The organism is Flavobacterium psychraerolatum, from assembly GCF_025960985.1.
Taxonomy (GTDB): Bacteria; Bacteroidota; Bacteroidia; order Flavobacteriales; family Flavobacteriaceae; genus Flavobacterium.
This window is the reverse complement of sequence record NZ_JAOQMX010000018.1, coordinates 39,475-62,676: the sequence shown is the minus strand read 5'-3', so window position 1 is coordinate 62,676 and position 23,202 is coordinate 39,475. Positions and strand designations below refer to the sequence as shown.

The window sequence follows — 23,202 nt, the reverse complement described above, 5'->3', positions numbered from 1 at the left end:
AATTAGAACACTCAAACATACAAAATGATTTTAAGAGCTGATAATTTAGTAAAAACATATAAAGGACGAAGTGTAGTAAAAGGTATTTCGGTAGAAGTAAACCAAGGAGAAATCGTTGGTTTACTAGGTCCAAATGGAGCTGGAAAAACGACTTCTTTCTATATGATTGTGGGATTGGTAAAACCCAATGCTGGAAACATCTACTTGGATGATTTGAACATAACGGATTATCCGATGTACAAACGTGCTCAGCATGGAATTGGGTATTTGGCACAAGAGGCTTCTGTTTTTAGAAAATTAAGTATCGAAGACAATATCTTAAGCGTTTTGCAATTGACCAAGCTTTCGAAAGAAGCGCAAGTTGCAAAAATGGAAAGTTTGATTGAAGAGTTTAGCTTGGAACACATACGTACGAATCGTGGAGATTTACTTTCGGGTGGAGAGCGTCGTCGAACCGAAATTGCACGCTGTCTTGCAACCGACCCAAAGTTTATTTTACTTGATGAGCCATTTGCTGGAGTAGACCCCGTTGCAGTAGAAGACATTCAGCGGATTGTGGCACAATTGAAAAACAAAAATATAGGCATCCTTATTACTGACCACAACGTACAAGAAACGCTTGCAATTACTGATAAAACTTACTTAATGTTTGAAGGTGGGATTTTAAAAGCTGGAGTTCCTGAAGAATTAGTTGAAGACGAAATGGTACGTAGAGTATATCTTGGCCAGAACTTTGAATTGCGTAAAAAGAAAATCGAATTTTAAATACTGTGACGCGGATAAAACGGATTACTACTTCTTCTTTTAGTTTAAATTATAAATTGATTTTAGTCACACAAGCAAAAAAAATTAAAGCTGCATAAAGATGGAAAATAATACACCTAGCAAGGAAACTCTAGATCAGTGGAGTAAAGACCCGAACAATTGGGTTTGGGGTATCTTTTATTATAAGCCTGAAGACAAAAGACTTTTTCCACCAAAGAAGATCGAATGGATGGGTAGCACGGTAAATTTTGCCAACACCAAGTCGGTTTTGTATTTTGTTGGAATGTTGCTGTTCTTTATTTTTATAGTACTGTTTATTACTTACAAAAAAACATAGTTTATAGTCGGTTATGGTTTTGCGTGAGGGATAGCAGTGAAAATCCTTTTTTGGGCTTTTTTGCCCAAAAAAGATTGTAACGTATAGCCCGACTCAACTGGAACGATAGTGGAAGTTGAGGCACGCCCAAATTATTACTATCTATACTTTAATCCACGGTAATGAATTGTAATTGCTGCAAGTCTCCGTTGTAAATATTGACATCTACATTCCCTTTTATCCCAGGCACGGAAGCTTTTTCGGTAAATTGCCAGAATAGCCAGTCGTTGTCCATCTCTTCACGATAGAAGTTGTAGTTGGCAATCCAAAATAAGTAATCACTGAATTCCTCTTTTAAGAAATCATCATAATATTTTTCTCCTGTGTAAATTATTGGGCGAACATGGTAGTGTGCTTCTACGTAGGTAAGCCATCGTTTTAAGCCGACTTTTAGTCTTTCAACGGATTGATTTTTTGGTAGTTTTTCGATATCCAAAACGGGGGGTAAATCACCTTTACTCAACTGCACGTTTTTGATAAACAATTCGGCTTGATCGATAGAGTTTTCGTTTGGTCGGTAATAATGATAGGCAGCTCGAATCATTTTATTTTTTTTGGAACCTTCCCAATTTTTTGTATATTTTTTGTCTAATCTATCGGAACCTACAGTGGCACGAATCAATACAAAGTGTATGGGATAGGTATTCTCGAGCGTATCTACATAGGACCATTTGATGTTACCTTGATACTCGGACACGTCGATTCCGATTGATTTTCCATCGATATTTTCTAATACTTGACGATTGCGTATGTCGGATAGTCGTTTGCTTTCGTCATTCTCGGTGACTGTTTTATTGGTTTTGAAACTAAAGTAATAAGCGATACCGATTCTATAGTGATAAAGTGTAGCTATTAAAAAAGCTAGCAATACGAGATAGATAAAAACCTTTTTTATTTTTACATAGAAAGGATTGCTCTTCTTGGTGACTTTTCGTGTTGTGGTTGTTCTACGTCTGACAATTTTTTTTCTCATTTACCGTGCTTACTTCTTGATCCATTTGTTGTTAACAACTGAAAGTAGTATATAAAAAAGGATCGTTAATGGCACACCTCCAAAATGAAATAAAAGTACAAACACAAATGAAAACAGTAAAAATATGATTTGCAGCAGGTTGTCTTTGATTGTGAATTTTTTCAATTTTAAAGAAAATAAGGGAACTTCGGCATTCAGAATATATACACTCCCGACAATAATAGCCATTAAAAAATACTGATTGGTCAGTAACTCTAATATAAGTAAAGAGTCTCCATATAAAATCACTAATGGTAAGCTTAGAATAAATAAGGTGTTGGCTGGTGTTGGCAACCCAATAAAAGACTCTGTTTGTCTGGTGTCAATATTAAAATTGGCCAAACGATAGCAAGAACCCAAAGTGATCAAGAAACCTAAATATGCAAACATAGGGTGTGTTGAAATTTCGTGTTGGCTATTTTTCAACATCATAAACATTACATATCCCGGAGCGACACCACTAGTAACCATGTCGGCAAGAGAGTCCAACTGCAGCCCTAGAGGGCTTGCAACGTTAAACAAACGAGCAAAAAAACCATCAAAAAAGTCTAGAAAAATACCCAAACACACAAAATAAAATGCGTATTCAAAATTAGATTCTGCGGCATAAACTAGCGCGATACAACCCGAAAATAAATTTAATAAAGTGATTAAATTAGGAATCTGCTTCTTTATCGTTTGCATGATTTGATTTTTAATTTTGGACAAATTTAATACAATAAGTGAATGAAAGCGGAGTTTTATAGTATAGATTTTCAACAACTACCGGTTCTTGACCTTTTATTTACCCCAAAAAGAAGGAAGCTCATTAAAAAATTATATTTTTGAACAAAAATAATAACCTTTGTATTTCAAAACCAAAATATTGAGAAATTTCCTGTGTTTTATATTCCTCTCCATTTGCAGTACATATTATGGACAAACTGTTAGAAAATATTCTAATGAGTTCCTGAATATTGGTGTTGATGCAGCTGCTTTGGGAATGGCCAATGCGGTAACCTCATCGAGTAATGATGTAAATGCTGGTTATTGGAATCCCGCAGGTTTGGTTCACTTGGAAGATCACCAAATATCTGTCATGCATGCTAACTACTTTGCTAATATTGCTAAGTACGATTACTTAGCCTATGCGAGTCCTATTGATGACGAAAGTGCTTGGGGAATATCGTTGATTCGTTTTGGTGTAGATGATATTTTGAATACTACTGAATTAATTGACAGTCAAGGGAATATTGATTATAATCGAATTAGTTTATTCTCTACTGCCGACTATGCTTTCACTTTTTCGTATGCTAGAAAACTCCCTATCGAAGGGTTTCAATATGGGGTGAATGCAAAAATCATTCGACGCATCATTGGTAAATTTGCCAATGCATGGGGTTTTGGTTTTGATGCTGGTGTACAATTGGAACGAAACAATTGGAAATTTGGACTGATGGCAAGAGATATTACGACCACTTACAATGTTTGGAATATCAACGAAAAAGAGTATAAGAAAGTATCAGATGCTGTGGCAGGTCAAAATCAAGAATTACCCGAATCAACGGAGATTACAGCTCCAAAACTGCAGTTGGGGATTTCAAAAAAATTTATTTTTCACTATGATTACAGCCTTTTGGCAGCTACCAATTTGAACATGCGCTTTAGTCAAACTAATGATTTGATTTCGACTAAATTTGCGAGTATCGATCCTGCATTGGGACTAGAATTTGGTTATACCGATTTGGTTTTTGTACGAGCAGGCGTAGGAAATTTTCAAAATGTAACCCAGTTGGATAGCAGTCAAAGAATAGAATTTCAGCCCAATATTGGATTGGGTTTTAAATACCGTGGTATACAAGTGGATTATGCACTGACTAATATTGGCAATCAAAACACTACATTATATTCTAATATTTTTTCGTTAAAAGTAGATTTAGGACAATTTAGACGATAACCAGAACGAAGCTGTTTTGGCTTCGATAAAAAACACTACCGATGAAAATCACCATTTTCAAAATCACGCTCTTATTAACTTTCCTTCTTGGTTTAGAATCCTATAGCCAAAATATTATTTTGTCTGAACGAACAAAAATAAGTATTCTGACTTGTGGCACTGGTAACGAGTCGTACTCCCTTTTTGGTCATACTGCCCTTCGGATTGCAGATGAAACAACTTATATTGATGTAGTGTATAACTATGGAGCGTTTGATTTTAACACTCCCAATTTTGTTTCGAAGTTTGCTAAAGGAGATCTAGATTATTTTGCCATAACACACCCTTTTAATGATTTTATGGCCGATTATACTTATGAGCACCGTAATGTTTATGAGCAAGAGCTGGCTTTACCGCTAGATTTGAAACAAAAACTTTTTGACAACCTCAACACTGCATTGAGCTCTGGAGAAAGTGTATATCGGTATAAATTTATTGATAAAAACTGTACAACTATGGTTATAGATATTATCAACACAACCTTGGGAGAAGCTGCTATTAGTAAAAAAACTACCTCAGAACTAACGTATAGAAGTATTTTATATCCCTATTTTGATAATCATTTTTACGAACAATTGGGAACAAGTATTATTTTTGGAAGTAAAGTTGACGCTATTAGCGACCATATATTTCTTCCTTTAGATTTGATGGAGAATCTAAAGCTGTCCACCTTTCGCAATCAAAAACTAGTACAAACTGAAACAAAAACATTATTGAACTATGCTCCTCTAGTTCCTTCCTCTTGGTGGAATAATGGTTATAGCTATCTGATTTTCCTAGGTTTAATTGTTATTTTGAATCTAAAAATTATCAATCAGATCTACTTTTTTAGTATGGGAACTATTGGAGTCCTTTTTGTGTTTTTAGGATTTTACTCAGGTCATTTGGAGTTGGCAAACAATTACAATGTACTTTTATTTAACCCATTACTCATCCTTTCGTTTTGCTTTTATGGAGCTACACAAAGAAAGTGGCTTTATTACTTGGCGCTGTTCAGTCTTCTCTTATTGGTAATTTATATTGTTATTTTGATTAACAAAGTACATTTCTTGATTGTGTTGCCTATGATTTTCACCAACGGCTATTTATTGGTGAAATTAGCATTGAAACATAATAAGCGTATTTCTATTATTATCTAAGGAAAAGTTTAAGAAACGGTTAAAATACATTAAATGTAAAAGCTAAAAGTGTAACATTATTTTGATAAAAAAACGATAACTATTGTCCTCTATAAAAAAGAACTGTAGTAATGGTTTTGAAAGTAATATTTAAGTCTAAAAAAAAGCTTCTGTGTTTGATATAATATAGATCATATTGTAATTTAACCAAGCTATCATCTATATTTTCGCCATACGAATAATTAACTTGAGCCCAACCTGTTAACCCTGGTTTTATGATATGACGGGTTTCGTAAAAAGGCATAGTTTTGGCTATTAATTCGACAAACTCTGTGCGTTCTGGTCGTGGCCCAATAATTCCCATTTCACCTTTTAAAACATTGATAAATTGAGGAATTTCGTCTATTCTTGTTTTCCTGAGAAACTTGCCAAAAGCTGTGATTCTATTGTCGTTTGTGGTTGCGAAAACAGCCCCATTGGTTTCAGCATTTTTAACCATCGTACGTAATTTTAGAATTTTGAATGGATGACCGTCTTTACCAATTCGTTCTTGACTGTACAGTAAACTACCTCGATTGCCAATACTGTTTCCTATCACTATAAAAGGCAACAAAAGTGACCCTAAAAATAGTCCTACAACGGCTATTATTAATTCAATAATACGAACTACAAACAAATACAACTTGTTGTGATTACTACGGCTAAAAGGGAAAAACCGATAAAAATCCCCACCCATTTGATGTACTGGAATCCGATATGTTTTGGATTCATACAACTGTGCATACTCCCGTATAACTTTTCCTGCTTCTAATAATTTAATTAATTGATGGTATAAGTCTGCTTCGATTCCGGTTGTGATTTGAGAAGCGATTACAATCTCAGAGATTTCCATTTTTTTTACATACGTCAACAAATTTGCTTTTACTACACATTCAACGTAGTGATGCGGGTTTGTGTTTATGGTTTCCTCCCAATCTGTAGCTACAAAAGCTACTATTTTATAATGTGGGTCTATATTTTCAAGCCCTTGTATTAAACTTTCTACTTCATTTTCGGTACAAATTAACAAGGCATTTTGAGAAAAACGAGTAGAAGCCAAAAATTTTACATAAAATAATCGCCAAGACATCAAAACAGCAAATACTATTGAATAGAATAAAAGAATTTGCAGCCTATTCGATGGTAATAAGGGAGATAACAATGGCGTTAATAAATAGACCAAAACCGTGGAAGATACACAAAGTAATGTGCTCTTTAAAATTTGAAATTCATTACTGGCTGTTTGAATATTGTACATTTCAAAAACAACTCCAAACACGTTTAGATAAATAACCAACAGTATCAAACAGGTTTTTGATGCAATAATTTGTTTTAGATAGAGAACATCAAAATACTGCCCCACTACGTATAGCGCAAGTACAACAAATAAAGCATCAAAAAGATGTAAAATTGCTTTTCTTTCTGATATCTCAAAATGTATTTTGTTATTGGGCATATCGTAATCGTGGTTTTGGGCGCAATTTAGTTCTTTTAGAAAGAAACTCTCATAATCACGTCCTATTTAATTTTGCTGTTTTGATATTGATTTATCAGGCATCAGCTTTACATTTAATAATGCAATTCCATAAACAAATGCAGATACCGCTGTACGCATTGCAGCATGATTAATAGTTAAAAACCAAAATGACAATAAGCACAGTAGATATATATTATATCCTTTTTCAAAATACAAAGCCATTGGAGTTAAAATTAAAATGAGTAAGCCAAGTACACCCAGAGAACCATGTTCAGCCATCATTCGTGTAATTTCATCGTGTGATAAAACAAATACCCCAGACTTCTCTTTTCTAATTTCTACACCTTTACCTACTCCTACTCCCAGAATTGGATTATCAAAGAACATATCAATCTCACTTAGTGCAATCATCTCTCTTCCTGTAAATTTATTTTCTTTCTCACGACCAGCTGCATCTTGATTTGCATATCTCTTATTGATCAGACCACCAGTTTGAAAAGATGTATAACTCCATGCGCCCACCATCACAGCTCCAATAATTATAATGATCAAACCAAGTTTCAATTTCCCAACTCCATTAGTTTTAAAATACAAGGAGAGCAATAATATACCAAACATTAATAATCCAGTAACCATTCCTCCCCTAGAGAAAGTTACCATTCCACGATAGAAAAAATTAAATGCTATAATTAAATTAATAATTACAATAATTTTTGACTTTGACTCTAAAATAACTCTTGAAAAAAAAACAAACATTCCCAACCCCAAATATGTTGCTACTTGATTTGGTCCAAAACCTCCCGAAGTTGCATAGGTAGATGCTGTCCCAGTAATTACATCTCTAATATTAGGTGTGTAAAATATTAAATAAATCATTGCACTTACAATTGGAAGCCCTAAAGCTAACATCAAATTATTGAACTGCTGCAATGTAATTGCCCTTCTATAAGTGTATAATGCAGTCAAAGCCAAACAAATTGGCCCCGAAATATTAAAGGCAATTGCTTTCCTGATGTCGGTATCAAAATTCAACGAGAATGTAGACAAAATCACACCCGGAATTAGTAGTATAATAAACAACCAATAGATATATCCTTTTTTAGAGAAACCAGTATAAAGCATTCCCATAAAAATAAAGATCATCACCCCGTACTTTGAAAACTCATACGTGATATTTCCATTGGTCATTCGCAGTAAAAGCTCACTTCCTACCAAATAAGCTGCTGCATAAAGGCATTCATGATTCCTGTTTTTTGATTGAATCACGTAATACATTCCGATAAACAGACCTAAAAAACCGTATAGCTTAGCAAGGATAGGTAGCAAATACACCATAAACCCAATGCCGACATGGATTAGTAATAAAATTATATAATTAATCTCTTCTTTTTTCATTTCACTATTTTTTGAACCCACGGCATATAGACGTCGAGTGCACTTTCTTGCGAGTAGGACTCTTTTATGGTTTTATTTAATGCCAACCCAAATTTATTCTGTAACTGAGTACTCTCCATCAATTGAACTAATTTCTCATAAAATTCAGCTGCTTCTTGGTTTAAAACTAAAAAACCATTTTTGTCCTCAGTAATAATCGACGGAATCTCTCCAACAGCGGTTGTGACAACTGCTAACCTTGCCAAACCATACTCAAGCAAAGCAACTGGTAAGCCTTCAGAAGCTGAAGTTAAAATGCCGATGTTGGCTTGTGCTAAAATTTCCTGAACAGCATTTTGAGTACCGTACAAAAATATAGTTTGTTCTAGATCTAAGGCTTTTATTTTTGCTTTTATTCGAAAAGAATAGTCGTCGTCAAAATCCTTTCCAATCAAATGAAAGGTCCAGTCGGGATGCGATTGTCTCACTAACAAAGCAACTTCAAGCAATAAAAAGTGATTTTTTTGAGGTCGAAGATTAGCCAAACAAACGATTCTTTTATTGGCATCGTCCTTTAAACGTATCGCAGCAGTAGTATCAAAATCTACGACAGGAAAATTAGGAATGTATACTGTGTTTGCAAAATGAAGTTGTTCTATCGTCCATTTTTTCAAATCATGATTGACTGATATAATTCCGTTAAAAAAAGGCAATATCATTCGAAACAACCCTTTATCTCTTTTATTCAAAAAATTACTATCGCCATAATGGTCGTGCCAAATGAGTTTTATCGAAGGGCAAACTAGTTTAAGCAAAAAAGCAGTCACGATGGACGTACTATGCGCATGCACCATCTCGACCTTATGTCGCTTCACTATCTGTCTCAATCTCCATATTGCCTTTGGATCGAGTGCACTTTTTTTATTTAGAAAAAAATAATGCGTAGTAGGTAAAAGTGCCGCTCTTAAAGGTCCTTCAGCTCTAGTTGATGCCACTGCCGAAAAATCAATACAGCTCGCCAATGCATTGCCATAATTAACTGCCATACGCTCAGCTCCGCCAGCCTCGAGAGAATCAATAAGTTGTATAATTCTCATGATTGGAGAAATTTTTTAATTTCTATTTCAAATCTATCCATAGTAAATTGCTGTGACCATGCCCATGCTTTGGCACTAACGGTGTGGTATTTTTGAACATTATTAATATGATCACAAATAGCTACCACATCTTTATCTAAATTCTTTTCGATTAAAATACCTCTTTGACCGTGATCAAGCATATACGGCACACAAGAAATAGCGGTTGCAATAGGCACAGCGCCCCAAAACATTCCTTCAGCAATTGCTTTTGGCCATCCTTCGCTATCCGAAGGTAATAGTACAAAATGAGTGTTTTGGTAGGCTTGCTGGAGTATTTCTCTATTTTGATTTCCTTTTAAAGTAATTGAGTTTTCTAATTTGTTCTTGACAATGTAGTCTTCTAGCATGTGTCTTTCCACTCCTTCTCCGTATAGTTCTAACGTAGCCGATACTCCTTTCGAAAGTAATTGTTCAACTAACTGTATGGCATACAATGGGTTTTTCCCTTGAACCAAAGTCCCTACAAAAAGGAATTTTATCGCTCCCTTAAATGTTCTCTTTTGGATTTCTATTTTTTCAGCCTCTCTGTAGGTGGCGGTGAAGAATGGTTTACTGTTTGCTGATAGATTTTGCCATTCACCATATACCAACACCGTCATTTTTCTAGTCAAAAACCTATTATTTAATAACCAAGATTGTAATTTGTATGTCCATGGTTGAGCTGACTTCGGATCCCAGTTGCCTGCATACTTTGCCGTTTTTGTTTTATTTGGGAATAAAATCTGAACGAAACAACCCAGCAATCCTATATTACCAGGGCAACGGAGGTGAATATGATCTGCTTGTTGCATTGCCTTAAACATCTTCCAACATATTTTAGGGAATTTTGTAACCGCCAAAAAACTGTTTTTACTATTTAAAAAATCAAAATTCGCTACTGGAATGAACTGAATACGATCATGAACATAGCAGGTATCAATCGCCGACAAAGTCTCCACGCTCTTAGGTGCAAGGATACTAAGTTCATCTACATTTTCAATCCAAATATTCATTTCGTTCACATAAGGCGCATAGGCAAAAAATCGATTTTGCGCTGTAATGTGCGGGACATGTGTGACGATTAGGAATTTCATAAAATAATATCAGGATACAATAGTTTTTTAATTACACTTTTGGGAGCCAAATAGGTATCAAAATATGTTCTTGCATTTTGCTCTAAGTTAACTCTACGATTCCTATTTTGGAGAATTGCTTTTACATCATTCTCAATTAATTCAATGTCATCAACATATACAACTTCAACATTATTCCTTAGATCAGCAGGAAGAATATTAATGTGTTTCGTTGTGACAATTGCCTTTCCTAAAGCTAGAAACTCTCCTAGTTTCCAACCATGACAAGATAAAACTGCTGGTGTATTAAAAACAATAGTTGATTGTTTAGTGTTTTTTAAATAATCTTTTAAACTGTATCTTTTGGAAACAACTAAATTATCAAATGCCATATTATCACCATCATTTCTAGGCGCAAATCCACCTTCAAAGATAATAGTATTATTTTTTTTACATGCTTCAATAAACTTAGATCTAGCCAAATTAGTCATTCTTTCATTTTTCCAAATTGATCCTGCAAAAAAAACATAATCATCTGCCGTAGGTGAAGATTGATAACACTCTAGTGGCAATCTCTTATTTTGTCGCCAATAATTTGCAAAAAACTCTCTTTTATTAGATATAGCCTCTTTGCATTTTATAAAATTCATTATAGAAATAAAAATAGAGTTTGGATAGCTCCAAATTTTTATTCCGAAACTTGGACCGATCGGTTGTACCCTCTGTCCATAAATTTCTGGGATACTAGAACTGATATAGTTTACTTTTCCATAAACGTCACACCATTTCAACGAATCTTCATCAATACAGGGGGAATCGGCTGAATCAATAATTAATTTGACATCTAACTCGTCTTCTTGTATTAAAACAGCAAAAACTCCTTGTCTAAATTTAGGGAATTTATCCACATTAAACTCGTAGGAAGAAAATAGCTCTTTTAACCCTTTCAAATAAAATGAGTCATAATAAACATTACATAAGGCGTATACGTAAACCATTTATATTTTATTTAAGTTTAAGTTTTCTAATTTAAATAATAGTTTTAGGTTTATTAAATAACAAACTCCACCAACCCACAGTTCTACCAATTGCTTCAGTAAAAGCCTCTTTTTTTGTCTTTGTAGTTACTACATTACTATACCTAATCAACATCAACACTATCGTAATGGAATGCCATTTTAGTTTTGCTTTTAAGGTTGGGCTTGGATTTTTGACGCGCCACACATACCAGCCATTTCTAACCACCATTTTGCCGTAATGGTATTGATTGGGTCTGCCCGAAGGTTCATGATTGTGGTACAATTGCGCCTTGGTACTTATAGCATTCTGGCCATAGTTTAAAGCTCGAAGACTAAAATCGGCATCCTCATATAACCCATATCCTTCGAAATAGGTTGAAAAACTGATTTCTTTAAATAATTTAGCTCGAAAGGACATCGACATTCCGATTAACAAATCAACTTCATAGATTTTGTCATTGAGCGGAAAACCACAAGTACGCCCGTGTGAAAAAGCAGGCATTCTACTTGGGCCTAAGTCCGAGGATAAGCCTAGTTTGTTGCGCACCACATTACGCAGGCCTTCAGGATAGACATATCCTTCAAATTCATAAAATTTATTTTTATCATAATTGACATCAGGCTTTTTAGTTTGCCATAGATAATCATTGATTGATATACCACCCACTCCAATATACTCTGGATTGTGCTTAAAAACTTCTATAATTTCAAAAAAATACTGTGATTTCAATACCGTATCGTCATCAAGAAAACAGATGATTTCACTAGACGCACTTACATTTTGCACACCAAAATTACGCTGTTTTGTTAACCCTCGAAATTCAGGAGATACCTTTCGATAAACCAAATTTTCAAAATGATTGTTATCAAAAATGATTTTTGTATCATCGCTAGGACTCCCGTCAATGATTAAAATTTCGTTGGGATATAAAGTCTGCAGCTGTACCGACTGCAAAAGTTGCAAAACAGCTTGCGGACGCATATAGGTACAAACGACTAAACTAAACTTCATTTATTTTTTGTTTAAAAACCGTATAGACCTGTAAAAAATAAGCTTCTCTTTCTAGAAAATTCAGCCATAAATTGCGATTTTCTACTTGCATTTTTTTAAAATCTGATTCGGAAATTGAATTATGAAAAGACAATAATTTTTGAACTACTTGTTTTTCTGAAGCAATTACACAATAGTTTTTCCAATCAATGTTATGATTCAAAGGTAACTTAAAATCAGTGTCAATCACAAATGGAATCCTACCCATCGCTAAGGTTTCATAAAATCGAACCGAAAAATTACCTGCGCCTCGCAGACAAAAAGTATAAGGATTTCGATCTATATTTTCAAAAAATACGGTAGTCCCTTGATTGCTATCTTGTTGATTGGTAAATCCACCTTTATATTTTTTTCGAAAAATAAAATCAGTATCAATGTTATCGTCAGCTGCCAGTAATTGCAGTAACTTAAATCTTTTACTACTCGAAGGATAAAAAGGCTGCCCATCTGTTTTTAACTTTGCCGTAATTTTATCAAAACGATATTTTAAAAAAATAAGTAACTCCTTGATTCTTTTCGAAACAGAATTATTTGCATGGCCTACAAATCCTATTTGTGGTTTTGATTCTTTATTCAAAGGCTCAAATTTATGACTTAGGTGTTTTAAAGGGTCTGAAATAAATGCAGGCAAAACAAAAGTTAACATATCAAGTCTACTCCCAATGCCACCGTGCCTGAAGGTATACACGGGGTACGTTAGTGTTTGCCCATAATCACCCGCACTATATACCCAAACCATTTTCTTGGCGTGAAGTGCTTTTTGTATAAAACTATGTATCATTTTTGTCATACCATAATGAGCCAAATCTACAGGTATAACTGCAATATCACAACTTTCTACGGAGTCTACCAATTGGTATTTTTCTAATAAAACAGTATTGGGCAAATACCACAGATCAAATAGAAGTGGAAAAACTACTTTTCTATTTGCTTCGGTCAAAAACGATTGATCTGTATAAAGTTTAATCATGATAGCTATTTTAATTTTCGAAAATTAGTATAGGTTCGCAATCCTCTTTTTCTTTTGTCATACAATAGACATTCAAAATACAATCGTAATGTACGTGCAAATCTTCGAATTTGTTTCTGCCCGTTGAAACGGTTATTTTTTGTAGTCTGCACGCGATCAATTACAGAATTACTTCCTAAAATATTTGATGTTACGTTATCAATTAATAATCCTATTTTAGATTTTGAACGCATCATTCTAATCGCGTACTCCGTTTCTCCATAATCTCCTGATGTGTTTTCTAAATAATAACCAAATAAGATAAAGAAATCCTTTCGAATAATAAATGGATGGTCACTATATTGATAGTAATTAGTATGGAGGTTTTGCAAAGAAAACTTTGGTATCAGATGTATTTTGTTTGAAATCTTTATTAGTTTGCTAAATTTAACGTTGGAATAAAATCGAATCATATCTACGGTATTAGACTTAATCATATCTACACACTGTGGTAGAATTTCTTTTAATTCTGCTTTCAAAATAAAATCTTCTTGACAATAGATGATATACTCGCCACGACAAGCATCAATACCTTTGTTGATATTAGCTGCCAAACCTTGGTTTTCTGGCGCAATTAATAGTTTGTCAATCTCCATTGTTTTTATGACTTCTTGATTTTTTATCGTGCTACAATCATCGCTTACCACAATTTCATAGCTAGGCAATCCTAGTGCATGAATATGTTGTAAACACTTTTTTAAATCATCTGGTCGATTAAAATGTGTTATCAAAAAACTGATTTGTATCGTAGTGTTCATGAAGATAATTGATTTGCCCAATACAGTGAAGCGTTCCACTTTATTTTAAATTCTTTATAGAAAGCGAAGAAGTTTCGAACCTTTTCTCTTTTAATTAATTTTAGAAATAAAATCAATTGATAACCCTTTACTTGTTCCTGTGTAAAATGTTTTTTATACACATACATTACAGTGGGCGATGGTTTGGGTTGTATTTTTTCAGTGTCCCATTTTTGTACAAAAGGAGTTCTAAAACCTCCAATAGGTGCTTTGAGATGTGTTATTTTTAAGGAAGGAAAATAAATCACATCCTGACCATGGTTGCGCAATTGCATCCCGAAATCGGTATCTTCGCCGTAACCAAATTCTAAAGCATTGTCAAAACGAATGTCTTGTAGTACCGAGGTCTTTACAAAACTGTTGCCTGAACCAAAGATTCCCGATTGATGAATGATGTTGAATTCTTGCACTTCCTCCTTTAAAATATAGTTGGTAGTTACCACAGTGGTTCCATATTGCGCTGCTTTTTGAAACATTTTCTCAATTAAACCGGCATCAAAACGATTATCATCATCTCCAAGAAAAACCCAATCACTCGTTACTTGATCCAATGCTAGATTCCGTGCATTGCAGGCACCTGCCTGATGTGTAAAGGTATGTTTTATAAAAAAAGGCCATGTTTCTGTGGTGAGATAATCTAGTTCAGAAACACTGCCTAGTTCTGGATTTTGTTCTACTATAATTACATTGGTGGGCAATAGCGTTTGCTTTGCCAAATCCTGTAGTACATCATACAAATATTTTTTACGGCCAATTGTTGGGATAATTACATCAATTGTGACATCCTTTTGGCTTACAACATTAGACGACTGAATCTCCAAATTCACGAAACTAATGGAGGGTTGCATTCGACTCTGAAAAAAGAAAGCACTCAAAAAAGGAAGTAGTGGAAAACTCTTTTCGAAAATAATAAGATTAACCAGTAGCAAAAACAACCAACGTTTTTTAAAATGCTGTTTTACAAAACGAAATAAAGTAAAACTACTTATAGCAACTTGCTTATTTTTCAATGCTGTCTTGAACAATAACTGCGGTTCAGAATAGCAGAAAAGTCCGTTTGGCATTCCGATTTTAGCCACTGAATTCAGGAAATACTCAAAATCAGCATCAGCACTAATTTTACCTTCAAAAACAGTTAAGGCCGATGCATGGATAACGCCCACAGTCGTGCTCATGATCCAAGTAGGATAACGCACTTTTTTGTTTATTTTCAAAAATGGTGATTGTTCAATATATCCCATTTCCCTTTGTAGAAAAAGATTTTGCTGCTCTCCGTAGCTCATCATTATTTTTTGATGATGACACAAACTACCTATCTTTTCGATATTTAAAAACGGAGCATATTTTTCGTCACACCAAATCAATTGCTCTTCTGGAAAAGCTGCTGCATTTTGAAATAAAATTGCTGCAATTGATTTTTTGGAATCGAAAGCAATATCATTTGTGTCCCTTTGTACACGAGACACCTTATTATGTTGATGGTAAACTATAATCATCGTTTTATAAATTGGTTATAAAACTGTATGTTTTGTTGCGCTATTTTTTTTATATCAAAATGTTCTTTTACGTATTCATTTGCTTTTCGCCCCATTTGAGCAGCAAAGTCACCATCATTTAAAATGGTTAGAATTCTTTGTGCAAATAGCGTATGATTTTTGGGATCGACAAGATAACCACTTTGACCATCGACCATCAATTCTTGTGCCCATCCAAGATTGGTATTCACAACTGGTTTTTGTAATGCCATAGACTCAATGGTTACCATACCCAGTGTTTCGGCAAAACTAGGAAAGATACATACGTTGGCCTGTGGCAAGAACTTGCGAACACAGTCATAGGTTATTTGTCCTAAATACGTATAATTTGTGAGTTCTAATTTTTTAAATTCTTGCTCTACAAGTTTCCAGGTCGAAGGACTATTGGTTGAAATATCACCTGAATCCATACCAATTAGAACTAACTTTGCTGCAGGATTTTGCTCTGTTACTTTTTGCAAAATAGCAGGTAATTCAAAAACTCCTTTTTTTCGAATAATGGTTCCAATGTACAATATCATCCCATGATCGAATGTAAGCGGATTTTCATTTTCGAATAAAGACAATTCTAAACCGTAGTGTATCGTTTTTATTATTTTATTTTGGATATTGAATAATGTAGCCGAGAGACTCCCTGCAAATGCCGTGGGTGCTATAAAAGCTTGTGCGCCACGGGTAGCTAATTTTTCGAACCAAAAATTCTTTCTTTTCTGTGGCCTTTTCTCTATGTGGCAGAAATAAGTATCACTACCATGAAACCGAATAATCAGCGGAACTTTAAATTTCATAAATGCAGTGATTCCGGTCCAATCTGGCGCTTCGATTAAATCAATATTTTGTTTTTTTATAATCGAATTACAATAGTTCTGAATGTACTTTCGATACAATAACCATTTGAAAGCTTTATAGCTTCTGTCTTCTATCAAATGAAACTGAATACCGTTGTCCTCAAAAACCAAGGTTTTTTTTTGCGCATATACAAAAACGGTCACCTGTACACCAGCGGCAATCAAAGCTGATGCTAAATTTTTAATACTGGTACCTAAACCTCCAGAATTAGCAATATTGGCATGCGGATATTCGGGTGTGAGAAAAGCAATGTGCATGATTATCTAAAATTGGTATTGTTTTATAAGCTAAAATAACTACTTCCTATGTGAAGCTAATTTATATCAAAAAAAATCATTAATAACTACTGCTGTAAATTTCTTAGCCCCCATATCATTCATGTGTCCGCAAGACGAAAAATATTTATCTTCGACTACTACATTTTCATAATTATATGTTTCAGGATACGCTTTTTTTACTTTTTCGAAATAATTCATGCCTTTGGTGTTTTCACACATGGGTGTCATTATTGAAATGAGTCGAATGTTGTTTTTTTTACACAATAACTTAATGTCTTCATAATATTTATTAGGTACCAATGGCATTAAGCTCCTAATATCATTGCGCATTTTCATTTTTTTCTTGTTCCCCAAAGCATAATAACCTTGATTGTTCAACAACGAGGTTGTCTCTTTATTGAGTGTTTTAAATCCTTCTCTAAATCCAATTTGAGAATCGTATTTGATGTATCTGTAAAAAGGCACGTAATATAAATAGTCAAAATCGGTTTCTTTTTCGAATTGCTCTCTTATCACATTTGAGTCGTGAATATAAGGCAAAAATTTAGAAGCTACTCCATCAGCTCGTTTATCATTCGATAAATTTAAATCCACTTCGATAATAATGTTTTTAATTTGATAGTTGCGCTCCAACATTAATTTCAACAATAAATCGGCTTCAAACAAATGCGCACCGCTCATCCCGTAATTAAATGTTTTGAGTCCTTTATCTTCAAACATTTTTGACACAAAATGATTATTAGCCCGTGAAGATCCCAAAATCACTACATCATACTTAGCGGCTGTTGAGCTGTACACTTGATCGACTTTTCCGCGAGAACTTGATTGCTTATAAATCTTAGTGTATCCGAAGTCAAGAACAATCAAAATGATTGTTATGGCAACTAACGATTTTAATATAAATAGTAAAAACTTTTTCATTCCTTTTTTTAAATTCTTTTGAGATCTTGTGTTTTCCTTTTTTCGCCCCGATCTTATAAGGGGAAAAGGAAAAGTATATTTCTCCTTTTTTCGCCCCAACCCTAAAGGGGGAAAAGGAGAAATATTAACGACTATTTTAAACTTCCAACTCCCTTTAGGGCCGGGGTAAACGCATTGCTGCTCACATTTAAGGTATGGGTAAACGTATTCCATCCATATTTCTCCTTTTTTGCCCCAACCCTAAAGGGGGAAAAGGAGAAACATTAACGACTATTTTAAGCTTCCAACTCCCTTTAGGGCCGGGGTAAACGCAATCCAACCACATTTCTCCTTTTTTGCCCCAACCCTAAAGGGGGAAAAGGAGAAATATTCACTTCTGTATTCCACATTTCGGCTCCCTTCAGGGTTGGGGTAAACGCATTGCTGCTCCCTTTAGGGTTGGGGTAAAATCAACTCAACTCCCTTTAACGTTGGAGTAAGACCCATTCCCTTATTTTGTCTAAAACACTTGAGAGTCTAAGCATTACTTCCTCATTTGTAAATCGAATCACTTTTAAACCCTGAAACTCTAGATCAGCTGTTCTGCGATTATCTAATTGTATTTGTTCTTTGGTTAGATGATAACCTCCATCAACTTCAATTATTAACTTTAATTCATGACAGTAGAAATCGGCGATGTAACAACTCAAGGGATGTTGTCGTCTAAACTTCAAGCCATCCAATTGCTTATTTCTCAAGGCAAGCCACAATTGATTTTCCGCCTCTGTGGCATTTTCTCTTAATTTTTTAGCATTAGAAAAAATAGCAGGAGTTGCTCCCTTCCACATATTATCTGATTCCAAAGGATTTTTTTTCATAAATGAATAAATTATAATTCGAAATTACAAAAACTAACTTACTAATAATCTACTTCTTTTAAGTTGGTGTAAACTCATTCCAACCACATTTTTCCTTTTTTGCCCCGATTCTAAAAAGGGGAAAAGGACAAATATTCACATATGTATTCCTCATTTCAGCGCCCTTTAAGGCCGGGGTAAACGCATTGCTGCTACCATTAGGTCTAAGATAACACGTGTTTTAACCATATTTCTCCTTTTTTTGCCCCAACCATAAAGGGAGAAAAGGAAAAATATTCACATATGTATTCCTCATTTCAGCTCCCTTCAGGGTTGGGATAAACGCATTGCTACTCGCTTTAGGTTAACGTTAACAAGCAATCCAACCATATTTCTCCTTTTTTGCCCCAACCCTAAAGGGGGAAAAGGAAAAACATTCACATATGTATTCCACATTTCAGCTCGCTTTAGGGCTGGGGTAAACGCAATCCTAAACATAATTCGTTCTAGTTAAAACTGAAAATAAATAAACTCCTTATAATCCGAATACGTTCCTAATGTAATGATTGCTGTTATGCATGCAATTAATTTTACAAAATCATATTTCCCAGAAATAGGTTCTACTTTGGTTCTATTATTCCATTCGACTAGAACAAAAACTAGGACCAAAAGGAGTATTTCATAATTGTATCGTTGGTTGTCTAAATATTGTGAAACAAAAGTCCCATTTGTAAAAATTCCTTTTAGATAAAGAACAGCATCTGTCACCGTTTTTGCTCTAAAAAACACCCAAGCGATGCAGGACAATATAAAAGTACTTAGGATATTCAGTACCACCCTTATTGAGCTAAAATTCCAAGACAAGACTGGATTTTCAATGTTGGTTCGATTTCGTTTAAGCAAAAGTAAAGGCAGAAAATAAACCGCATTTAAAAAACCCCAAACTAAGTAGGTCCAATTGGCGCCATGCCAAAAACCACTGACAACAAAAATGATAAAAGTATTGCGCACTTGTTGCCACTTGCCCCCTTTGCTACCTCCAAGCGGGATATACAAATAATCTTTGAACCAAGTTGAAAGCGAAATATGCCAACGTCGCCAAAATTCGGCTATATCCCTAGAAAAATAAGGGTAATTAAAATTTTTGAGTAAATCAATACCGAAGAGTTTTGACATTCCCAATGCCATATCCGAGTAGCCCGAAAAGTCCCCGTAAATCTGGAAAGCAAAATAAATAGCTCCCAAAATTAAAGACAGTGAATTCATGGTCGTATAATGATCAAAAATGGCGTTGGCATAGGTTGCGCAGGTATCTGCAATGACTACTTTTTTGACCAATCCCCATACAAATTGATAAACTCCCGCTTTTGCTTTTTCAAAATCAAATTCGCGTTTCACCTTTACTTGTGGTAATAAATGAGTCGCTCTCTCGATAGGACCCGCCACCAACAATGGAAAATAAGATACAAATAGCGAGTAATCAACAAAGTTATATTCGGCTTTGATTCGTTTTTTGTAAATATCAATTACATACGACAATCCGTGGAAAGTGTAAAATGAAATTCCGACCGGCAGAACCACTTCTAATAAAAAAGGACTCGACTGAAAACCTACCGATGCCAACAATTCGCTCATAGAATTTGCAAAGAAGTTGTAGTATTTAAAGACGCCTAAAAAACCTAAATTGACACCAATACTCAACCAAAACCAGAATTTTCGAGTCGCTTCTTTTTGGCTTTTTTCAATTTGGATTCCGGTGTAGTAATCCAAGAAAGTGGAGAATACCAACAGAAACAGAAAACGCCAATCCCAGCAAGAATAGAAATAATAACTAGCAATGATCAATAATAAATTTTGACTGCTTTTGTTTTTATTAAACACAAACCAATACAAAATAAATACAATGGGCAAAAATACCGCAAAGGCAAAAGAATTGAAAAACATAATTTACTTTAAAATAGTTTCGATAGCATTCCAAATTTGATTCGATCCTTGCGTAGGATTTGGTGACGCCACGATTTCAAACCATTTTTGCCCCTCAGATACGTTGGACAATTCATTGTCAAGAATCTTTTGAACCAAATTTTCCAGCTCTTTTTTATCCGTACAAAAAACTGCTGCTTCGGGACTCGGCATACTCCTAAAATGGACATATTTGTAATTTTGACCAATATCTCGAATGCCTTTCTTTAATTGCGGCTGCTCGTAATTATAATAAATACAAGGCTTACCATGAGCCACAAAATCAAATACCGTTGAGGAACACACATTGGTCACCAATTCTGAATGCTGGCACACATTATACAAAGCCTTCAAATCAGCTTTCGTAGGCAATATTTCGTTCCAATTCTTACCCTGTGACTTCCATAAAGGATCTAGCGAAACGACTACATCTTTGTATTTCTCCAAAATCGCATCATAACGCGCAGTAGTATCAACTGGACATTTTCGATAAATAACAGCTAAATTTCTACCTTTTGAATTGAGGTTCCGAATGGCAATTGCCAAATCTTCCAAATAGTACTGGTCCAAAGGCGACGTAGTTTCATCGTCACCAGAGTAGCAAATGTATTTTTTGGCGGAATCTAAGTTGTTTTCGAGACAAAATTCTTCACGACTTTGAGACAAACTAGCATCAAAATGAGGTTCAAACTGCGGCGTACCCGTAACAATTACTTGGCTTTCTCTCACAAAAGGGTAGTATTTCAACACTTCTGCTTTCATCAAATCACTCCAAACACAGTAGTAATCAGTTTCTATTAACTGCATCGCTTTAGGAACATTGTCCCAAGAATATACAAAACCTACAGTCGGAATTCCTAAATCTTGCGCCGCCAACAAAGCACCAATAGATTGACTGGCACGTTGGGTGGTACAAAACACCAAATCGGGTTTGTGCTCCAATAATTGCGCTTTACAATACTGGTATTTTTCCGTAGATCGTTCTAGTTCATTAATACTTTTTCGAATGCGAATAATTCCCTTTTCCGAAGAATTTAAACCGATCATTATTTTCGAAAAAACACTAATTAAGCTGTTTTTGATTCCCTTGTAACTGAACGGGAACTTATACGTTGGATACACCTCGTCATTGAATTTCTTTTGAGAAACATTCAATTCAATATGCTTACGAATGCGCGTATATATGGGTGTAAGCTTGTGGATTTTATGATTTTCGATCTTAACCTCATCGTACCCCAACTCCTCCTTTAACGAAAAAACAGTGTTGTTCCAGTACACAATTTGGTTGCCCCTCGCCTCTCCTATTTCTTTAAACTGAGTAAAAGCAAAGTTCCGAAGACCAACGCCATCAGGAAAAAAGACAAATATTTTTTTATTCATATTTTGATTCAAAAATTAATTTGGGCGTGCCACCATCATAAAAAAGGGCTCACCAATCCAGGTCTATACAAAGCCCTTTTTTATGATGCTGTCGGGCTATTCGCGCTACTTAGGTAGCATGCTACTATCCCTCACGCGGTCGAGTGCAAGAAACTGCGATTCGATTATCCTTTTTTATTCTTCAGTTTATCACGTTGTACTTGCTCAATTGGCAATATGTCCGTCGCTTTAAAAGAAAGTGCTTTGTGTACCGCTGCCAAATCTCTCGATAATTTACGCAATCCCATTGGTTCTAGCGAAGCAGCATGGTCAGTCCCTTTCCAAGTTCTATCAAGGGTATAATGTCTTTCAATAATGTTCGCCCCCAAAGTATAGGCCGCAACATCAACTGCAATTCCCAAGTGATGCCCCGAAAATCCAATATGCTTTACCAAATGCTCGTATTTCTGTTTCAATAAATTAATATCCAACAAACACACATCTTCAAAAGGAACCGGATAACCCGAGGTACAATTATATAGTACTAAATCTTTATTTCTACCTTTCGAAACAAAAAATTGAACCAAATCTGCGGTTTCGTTTTTTGTAGTCATCCCTGTCGAAATATGAATTTCACCTGGATAATTTTCGCACAACCAAGTCAGCATATCATAATTATTATTACAAGCCGACGGAATCTTAATAAAATCCGGCTTTAGACTAGCTATTTCTTTGGCAGAAGTCGTATCCCAAACCGAGGTAGAATACACCATTCCAATTGACTCACAATACTTTTTCAATTCGGCATGCTGCTCTAGATCAAATTCCAAAAATTCGCGGTGTGCACCATACGTATCCCCGTATGAGTTATCAGTATTTGGATGCGGAGTATTATATTGTTCCTCTGTAAGTAGTTCTCTATTATTTCTTTTTTGAAATTTTACTGCATCTGCGTTGCAAAAAATCTTTGCGATATGAATGAGTTCTTTGGCAATTTCAATATCCCCTTTGTGATTACAACCAATTTCGGCAATAACAAAGGGTTTCTTATAGGTAGTCATGTATTCGGGTTTAGGAAACAAAGAAAATTATTTTTTTTGAATAATGTACAGTTTACACCATTATTATTGAAGAGTGGCCTTCGTTGCAATTCATAATCAGTGTAAAAAAGTATTTTCCCTAAATCTACTCGTCTGTCAGGCTGAACTTGTCGTGTCAGGCTGAGCTTTTGTCGAAGCCCCATTCCAATAAGCAAATCT

At 34.9% G+C, this 23,202-nt stretch carries 21 protein-coding genes; 4 read left to right on the top strand and 17 right to left on the bottom strand.

Annotation, left to right across the window (positions count from 1 at the left end; all coding sequences use genetic code 11):
- Nucleotides 1-24 precede the first annotated feature (24 nt).
- Nucleotides 25-765 carry an LPS export ABC transporter ATP-binding protein gene (gene lptB / locus M2326_RS08685; RefSeq protein WP_264619172.1) on the top strand — a complete coding sequence of 247 codons (741 nt, stop codon included), beginning with the start codon at nucleotides 25-27 and terminating at the stop codon, nucleotides 763-765.
- A 100-nt stretch (nucleotides 766-865) separates the two neighbouring features.
- The gene (locus M2326_RS08680; RefSeq protein ID WP_264619171.1) at nucleotides 866-1,102 is read left to right on the top strand and encodes a DUF5808 domain-containing protein; all 237 of its coding nucleotides are present in this window, start codon (nucleotides 866-868) and stop codon (nucleotides 1,100-1,102) included.
- A 148-nt stretch (nucleotides 1,103-1,250) separates the two neighbouring features.
- On the opposite strand, the gene M2326_RS08675 is transcribed toward M2326_RS08680, so the two are convergent.
- Both M2326_RS08675 and M2326_RS08670 read right to left on the bottom strand, forming a co-directional pair.
- Nucleotides 1,251-2,114: a glycoside hydrolase family 25 protein gene (locus tag M2326_RS08675; RefSeq protein ID WP_264619170.1), complete on the bottom strand. Its 864-nt coding sequence runs from the start codon at nucleotides 2,112-2,114 to the stop codon at nucleotides 1,251-1,253.
- 9 nt (nucleotides 2,115-2,123) lie between these two features.
- Entirely contained in the window at nucleotides 2,124-2,837 is a 714-nt protein-coding gene (locus tag M2326_RS08670) for a CDP-alcohol phosphatidyltransferase family protein (RefSeq protein ID WP_264619169.1), read from the bottom strand.
- Between the two features lie 181 nt (nucleotides 2,838-3,018).
- On the opposite strand from M2326_RS08670, the gene M2326_RS08665 reads away from it, so the two are divergent.
- Nucleotides 3,019-4,089, top strand: a complete 1,071-nt coding sequence (locus tag M2326_RS08665; protein ID WP_463671343.1) for a putative type IX sorting system protein PorV2 — start codon at nucleotides 3,019-3,021, stop codon at nucleotides 4,087-4,089.
- A 41-nt stretch (nucleotides 4,090-4,130) separates the two neighbouring features.
- Complete coding sequence (locus M2326_RS08660; RefSeq protein WP_264619168.1) at nucleotides 4,131-5,267, top strand: DUF4105 domain-containing protein; 1,137 nt, start codon at nucleotides 4,131-4,133, stop codon at nucleotides 5,265-5,267.
- Between the two features lie 79 nt (nucleotides 5,268-5,346).
- Here M2326_RS08660 and M2326_RS08655 read toward each other — a convergent pair whose 3' ends face one another.
- The 15 genes from M2326_RS08655 to M2326_RS08585 form a co-directional block, all read right to left on the bottom strand.
- Nucleotides 5,347-6,741, bottom strand: a complete 1,395-nt coding sequence (locus M2326_RS08655; protein WP_264619167.1) for a sugar transferase — start codon at nucleotides 6,739-6,741, stop codon at nucleotides 5,347-5,349.
- A 66-nt stretch (nucleotides 6,742-6,807) separates the two neighbouring features.
- Nucleotides 6,808-8,157 carry an O-antigen ligase family protein gene (locus tag M2326_RS08650; RefSeq protein WP_264619166.1) on the bottom strand — a complete coding sequence of 450 codons (1,350 nt, stop codon included), beginning with the start codon at nucleotides 8,155-8,157 and terminating at the stop codon, nucleotides 6,808-6,810.
- Nucleotides 8,154-9,233, bottom strand: a complete 1,080-nt coding sequence (locus M2326_RS08645) for a glycosyltransferase (protein ID WP_264619165.1) — start codon at nucleotides 9,231-9,233, stop codon at nucleotides 8,154-8,156. Before M2326_RS08645 ends, M2326_RS08650 begins: the two co-directional genes overlap by 4 nt.
- Entirely contained in the window at nucleotides 9,230-10,348 is a 1,119-nt protein-coding gene (locus tag M2326_RS08640; protein WP_264619164.1) for a glycosyltransferase family 4 protein, read from the bottom strand. Before M2326_RS08640 ends, M2326_RS08645 begins: the two co-directional genes overlap by 4 nt.
- The gene (locus M2326_RS08635; protein ID WP_264619163.1) at nucleotides 10,345-11,277 is read right to left on the bottom strand and encodes a hypothetical protein; all 933 of its coding nucleotides are present in this window, start codon (nucleotides 11,275-11,277) and stop codon (nucleotides 10,345-10,347) included. The genes M2326_RS08640 and M2326_RS08635 overlap by 4 nt, the downstream gene beginning before the upstream one ends.
- A 79-nt stretch (nucleotides 11,278-11,356) precedes the next feature.
- On the bottom strand, nucleotides 11,357-12,358 hold the full coding sequence (locus tag M2326_RS08630) for a glycosyltransferase family 2 protein (protein ID WP_264619162.1): 1,002 nt from the start codon (nucleotides 12,356-12,358) through the stop codon (nucleotides 11,357-11,359).
- Nucleotides 12,348-13,367, bottom strand: coding sequence for a hypothetical protein (locus tag M2326_RS08625; protein ID WP_264619161.1), 1,020 nt, complete (start codon nucleotides 13,365-13,367; stop codon nucleotides 12,348-12,350). Before M2326_RS08625 ends, M2326_RS08630 begins: the two co-directional genes overlap by 11 nt.
- Before the next feature lie 5 nt (nucleotides 13,368-13,372).
- Nucleotides 13,373-14,164, bottom strand: coding sequence for a glycosyltransferase family 2 protein (locus tag M2326_RS08620; protein WP_264619160.1), 792 nt, complete (start codon nucleotides 14,162-14,164; stop codon nucleotides 13,373-13,375).
- Nucleotides 14,161-15,699: a glycosyltransferase family 2 protein gene (locus tag M2326_RS08615; RefSeq protein ID WP_264619159.1), complete on the bottom strand. Its 1,539-nt coding sequence runs from the start codon at nucleotides 15,697-15,699 to the stop codon at nucleotides 14,161-14,163. Before M2326_RS08615 ends, M2326_RS08620 begins: the two co-directional genes overlap by 4 nt.
- The gene (locus tag M2326_RS08610) at nucleotides 15,696-16,844 is read right to left on the bottom strand and encodes a glycosyltransferase family 4 protein (protein WP_264619158.1); all 1,149 of its coding nucleotides are present in this window, start codon (nucleotides 16,842-16,844) and stop codon (nucleotides 15,696-15,698) included. The genes M2326_RS08615 and M2326_RS08610 overlap by 4 nt, the downstream gene beginning before the upstream one ends.
- A gap of 66 nt (nucleotides 16,845-16,910) precedes the next feature.
- Nucleotides 16,911-17,786, bottom strand: coding sequence for a hypothetical protein (locus M2326_RS08605; protein ID WP_264619157.1), 876 nt, complete (start codon nucleotides 17,784-17,786; stop codon nucleotides 16,911-16,913).
- A 464-nt stretch (nucleotides 17,787-18,250) separates the two neighbouring features.
- Entirely contained in the window at nucleotides 18,251-18,643 is a 393-nt protein-coding gene (locus tag M2326_RS08600; protein WP_264619156.1) for an endonuclease domain-containing protein, read from the bottom strand.
- Nucleotides 18,644-19,132: 489 nt separating this feature from the next.
- Complete coding sequence (locus tag M2326_RS08595; RefSeq protein ID WP_264619155.1) at nucleotides 19,133-20,566, bottom strand: MBOAT family O-acyltransferase; 1,434 nt, start codon at nucleotides 20,564-20,566, stop codon at nucleotides 19,133-19,135.
- Nucleotides 20,567-20,569: 3 nt separating this feature from the next.
- Nucleotides 20,570-21,964, bottom strand: coding sequence for a glycosyltransferase family protein (locus tag M2326_RS08590; protein ID WP_264619154.1), 1,395 nt, complete (start codon nucleotides 21,962-21,964; stop codon nucleotides 20,570-20,572).
- 164 nt (nucleotides 21,965-22,128) lie between these two features.
- Complete coding sequence (locus tag M2326_RS08585) at nucleotides 22,129-23,004, bottom strand: N-acetylneuraminate synthase family protein (RefSeq protein ID WP_264619153.1); 876 nt, start codon at nucleotides 23,002-23,004, stop codon at nucleotides 22,129-22,131.
- Between the last annotated feature and the right edge of the window lie 198 nt (nucleotides 23,005-23,202).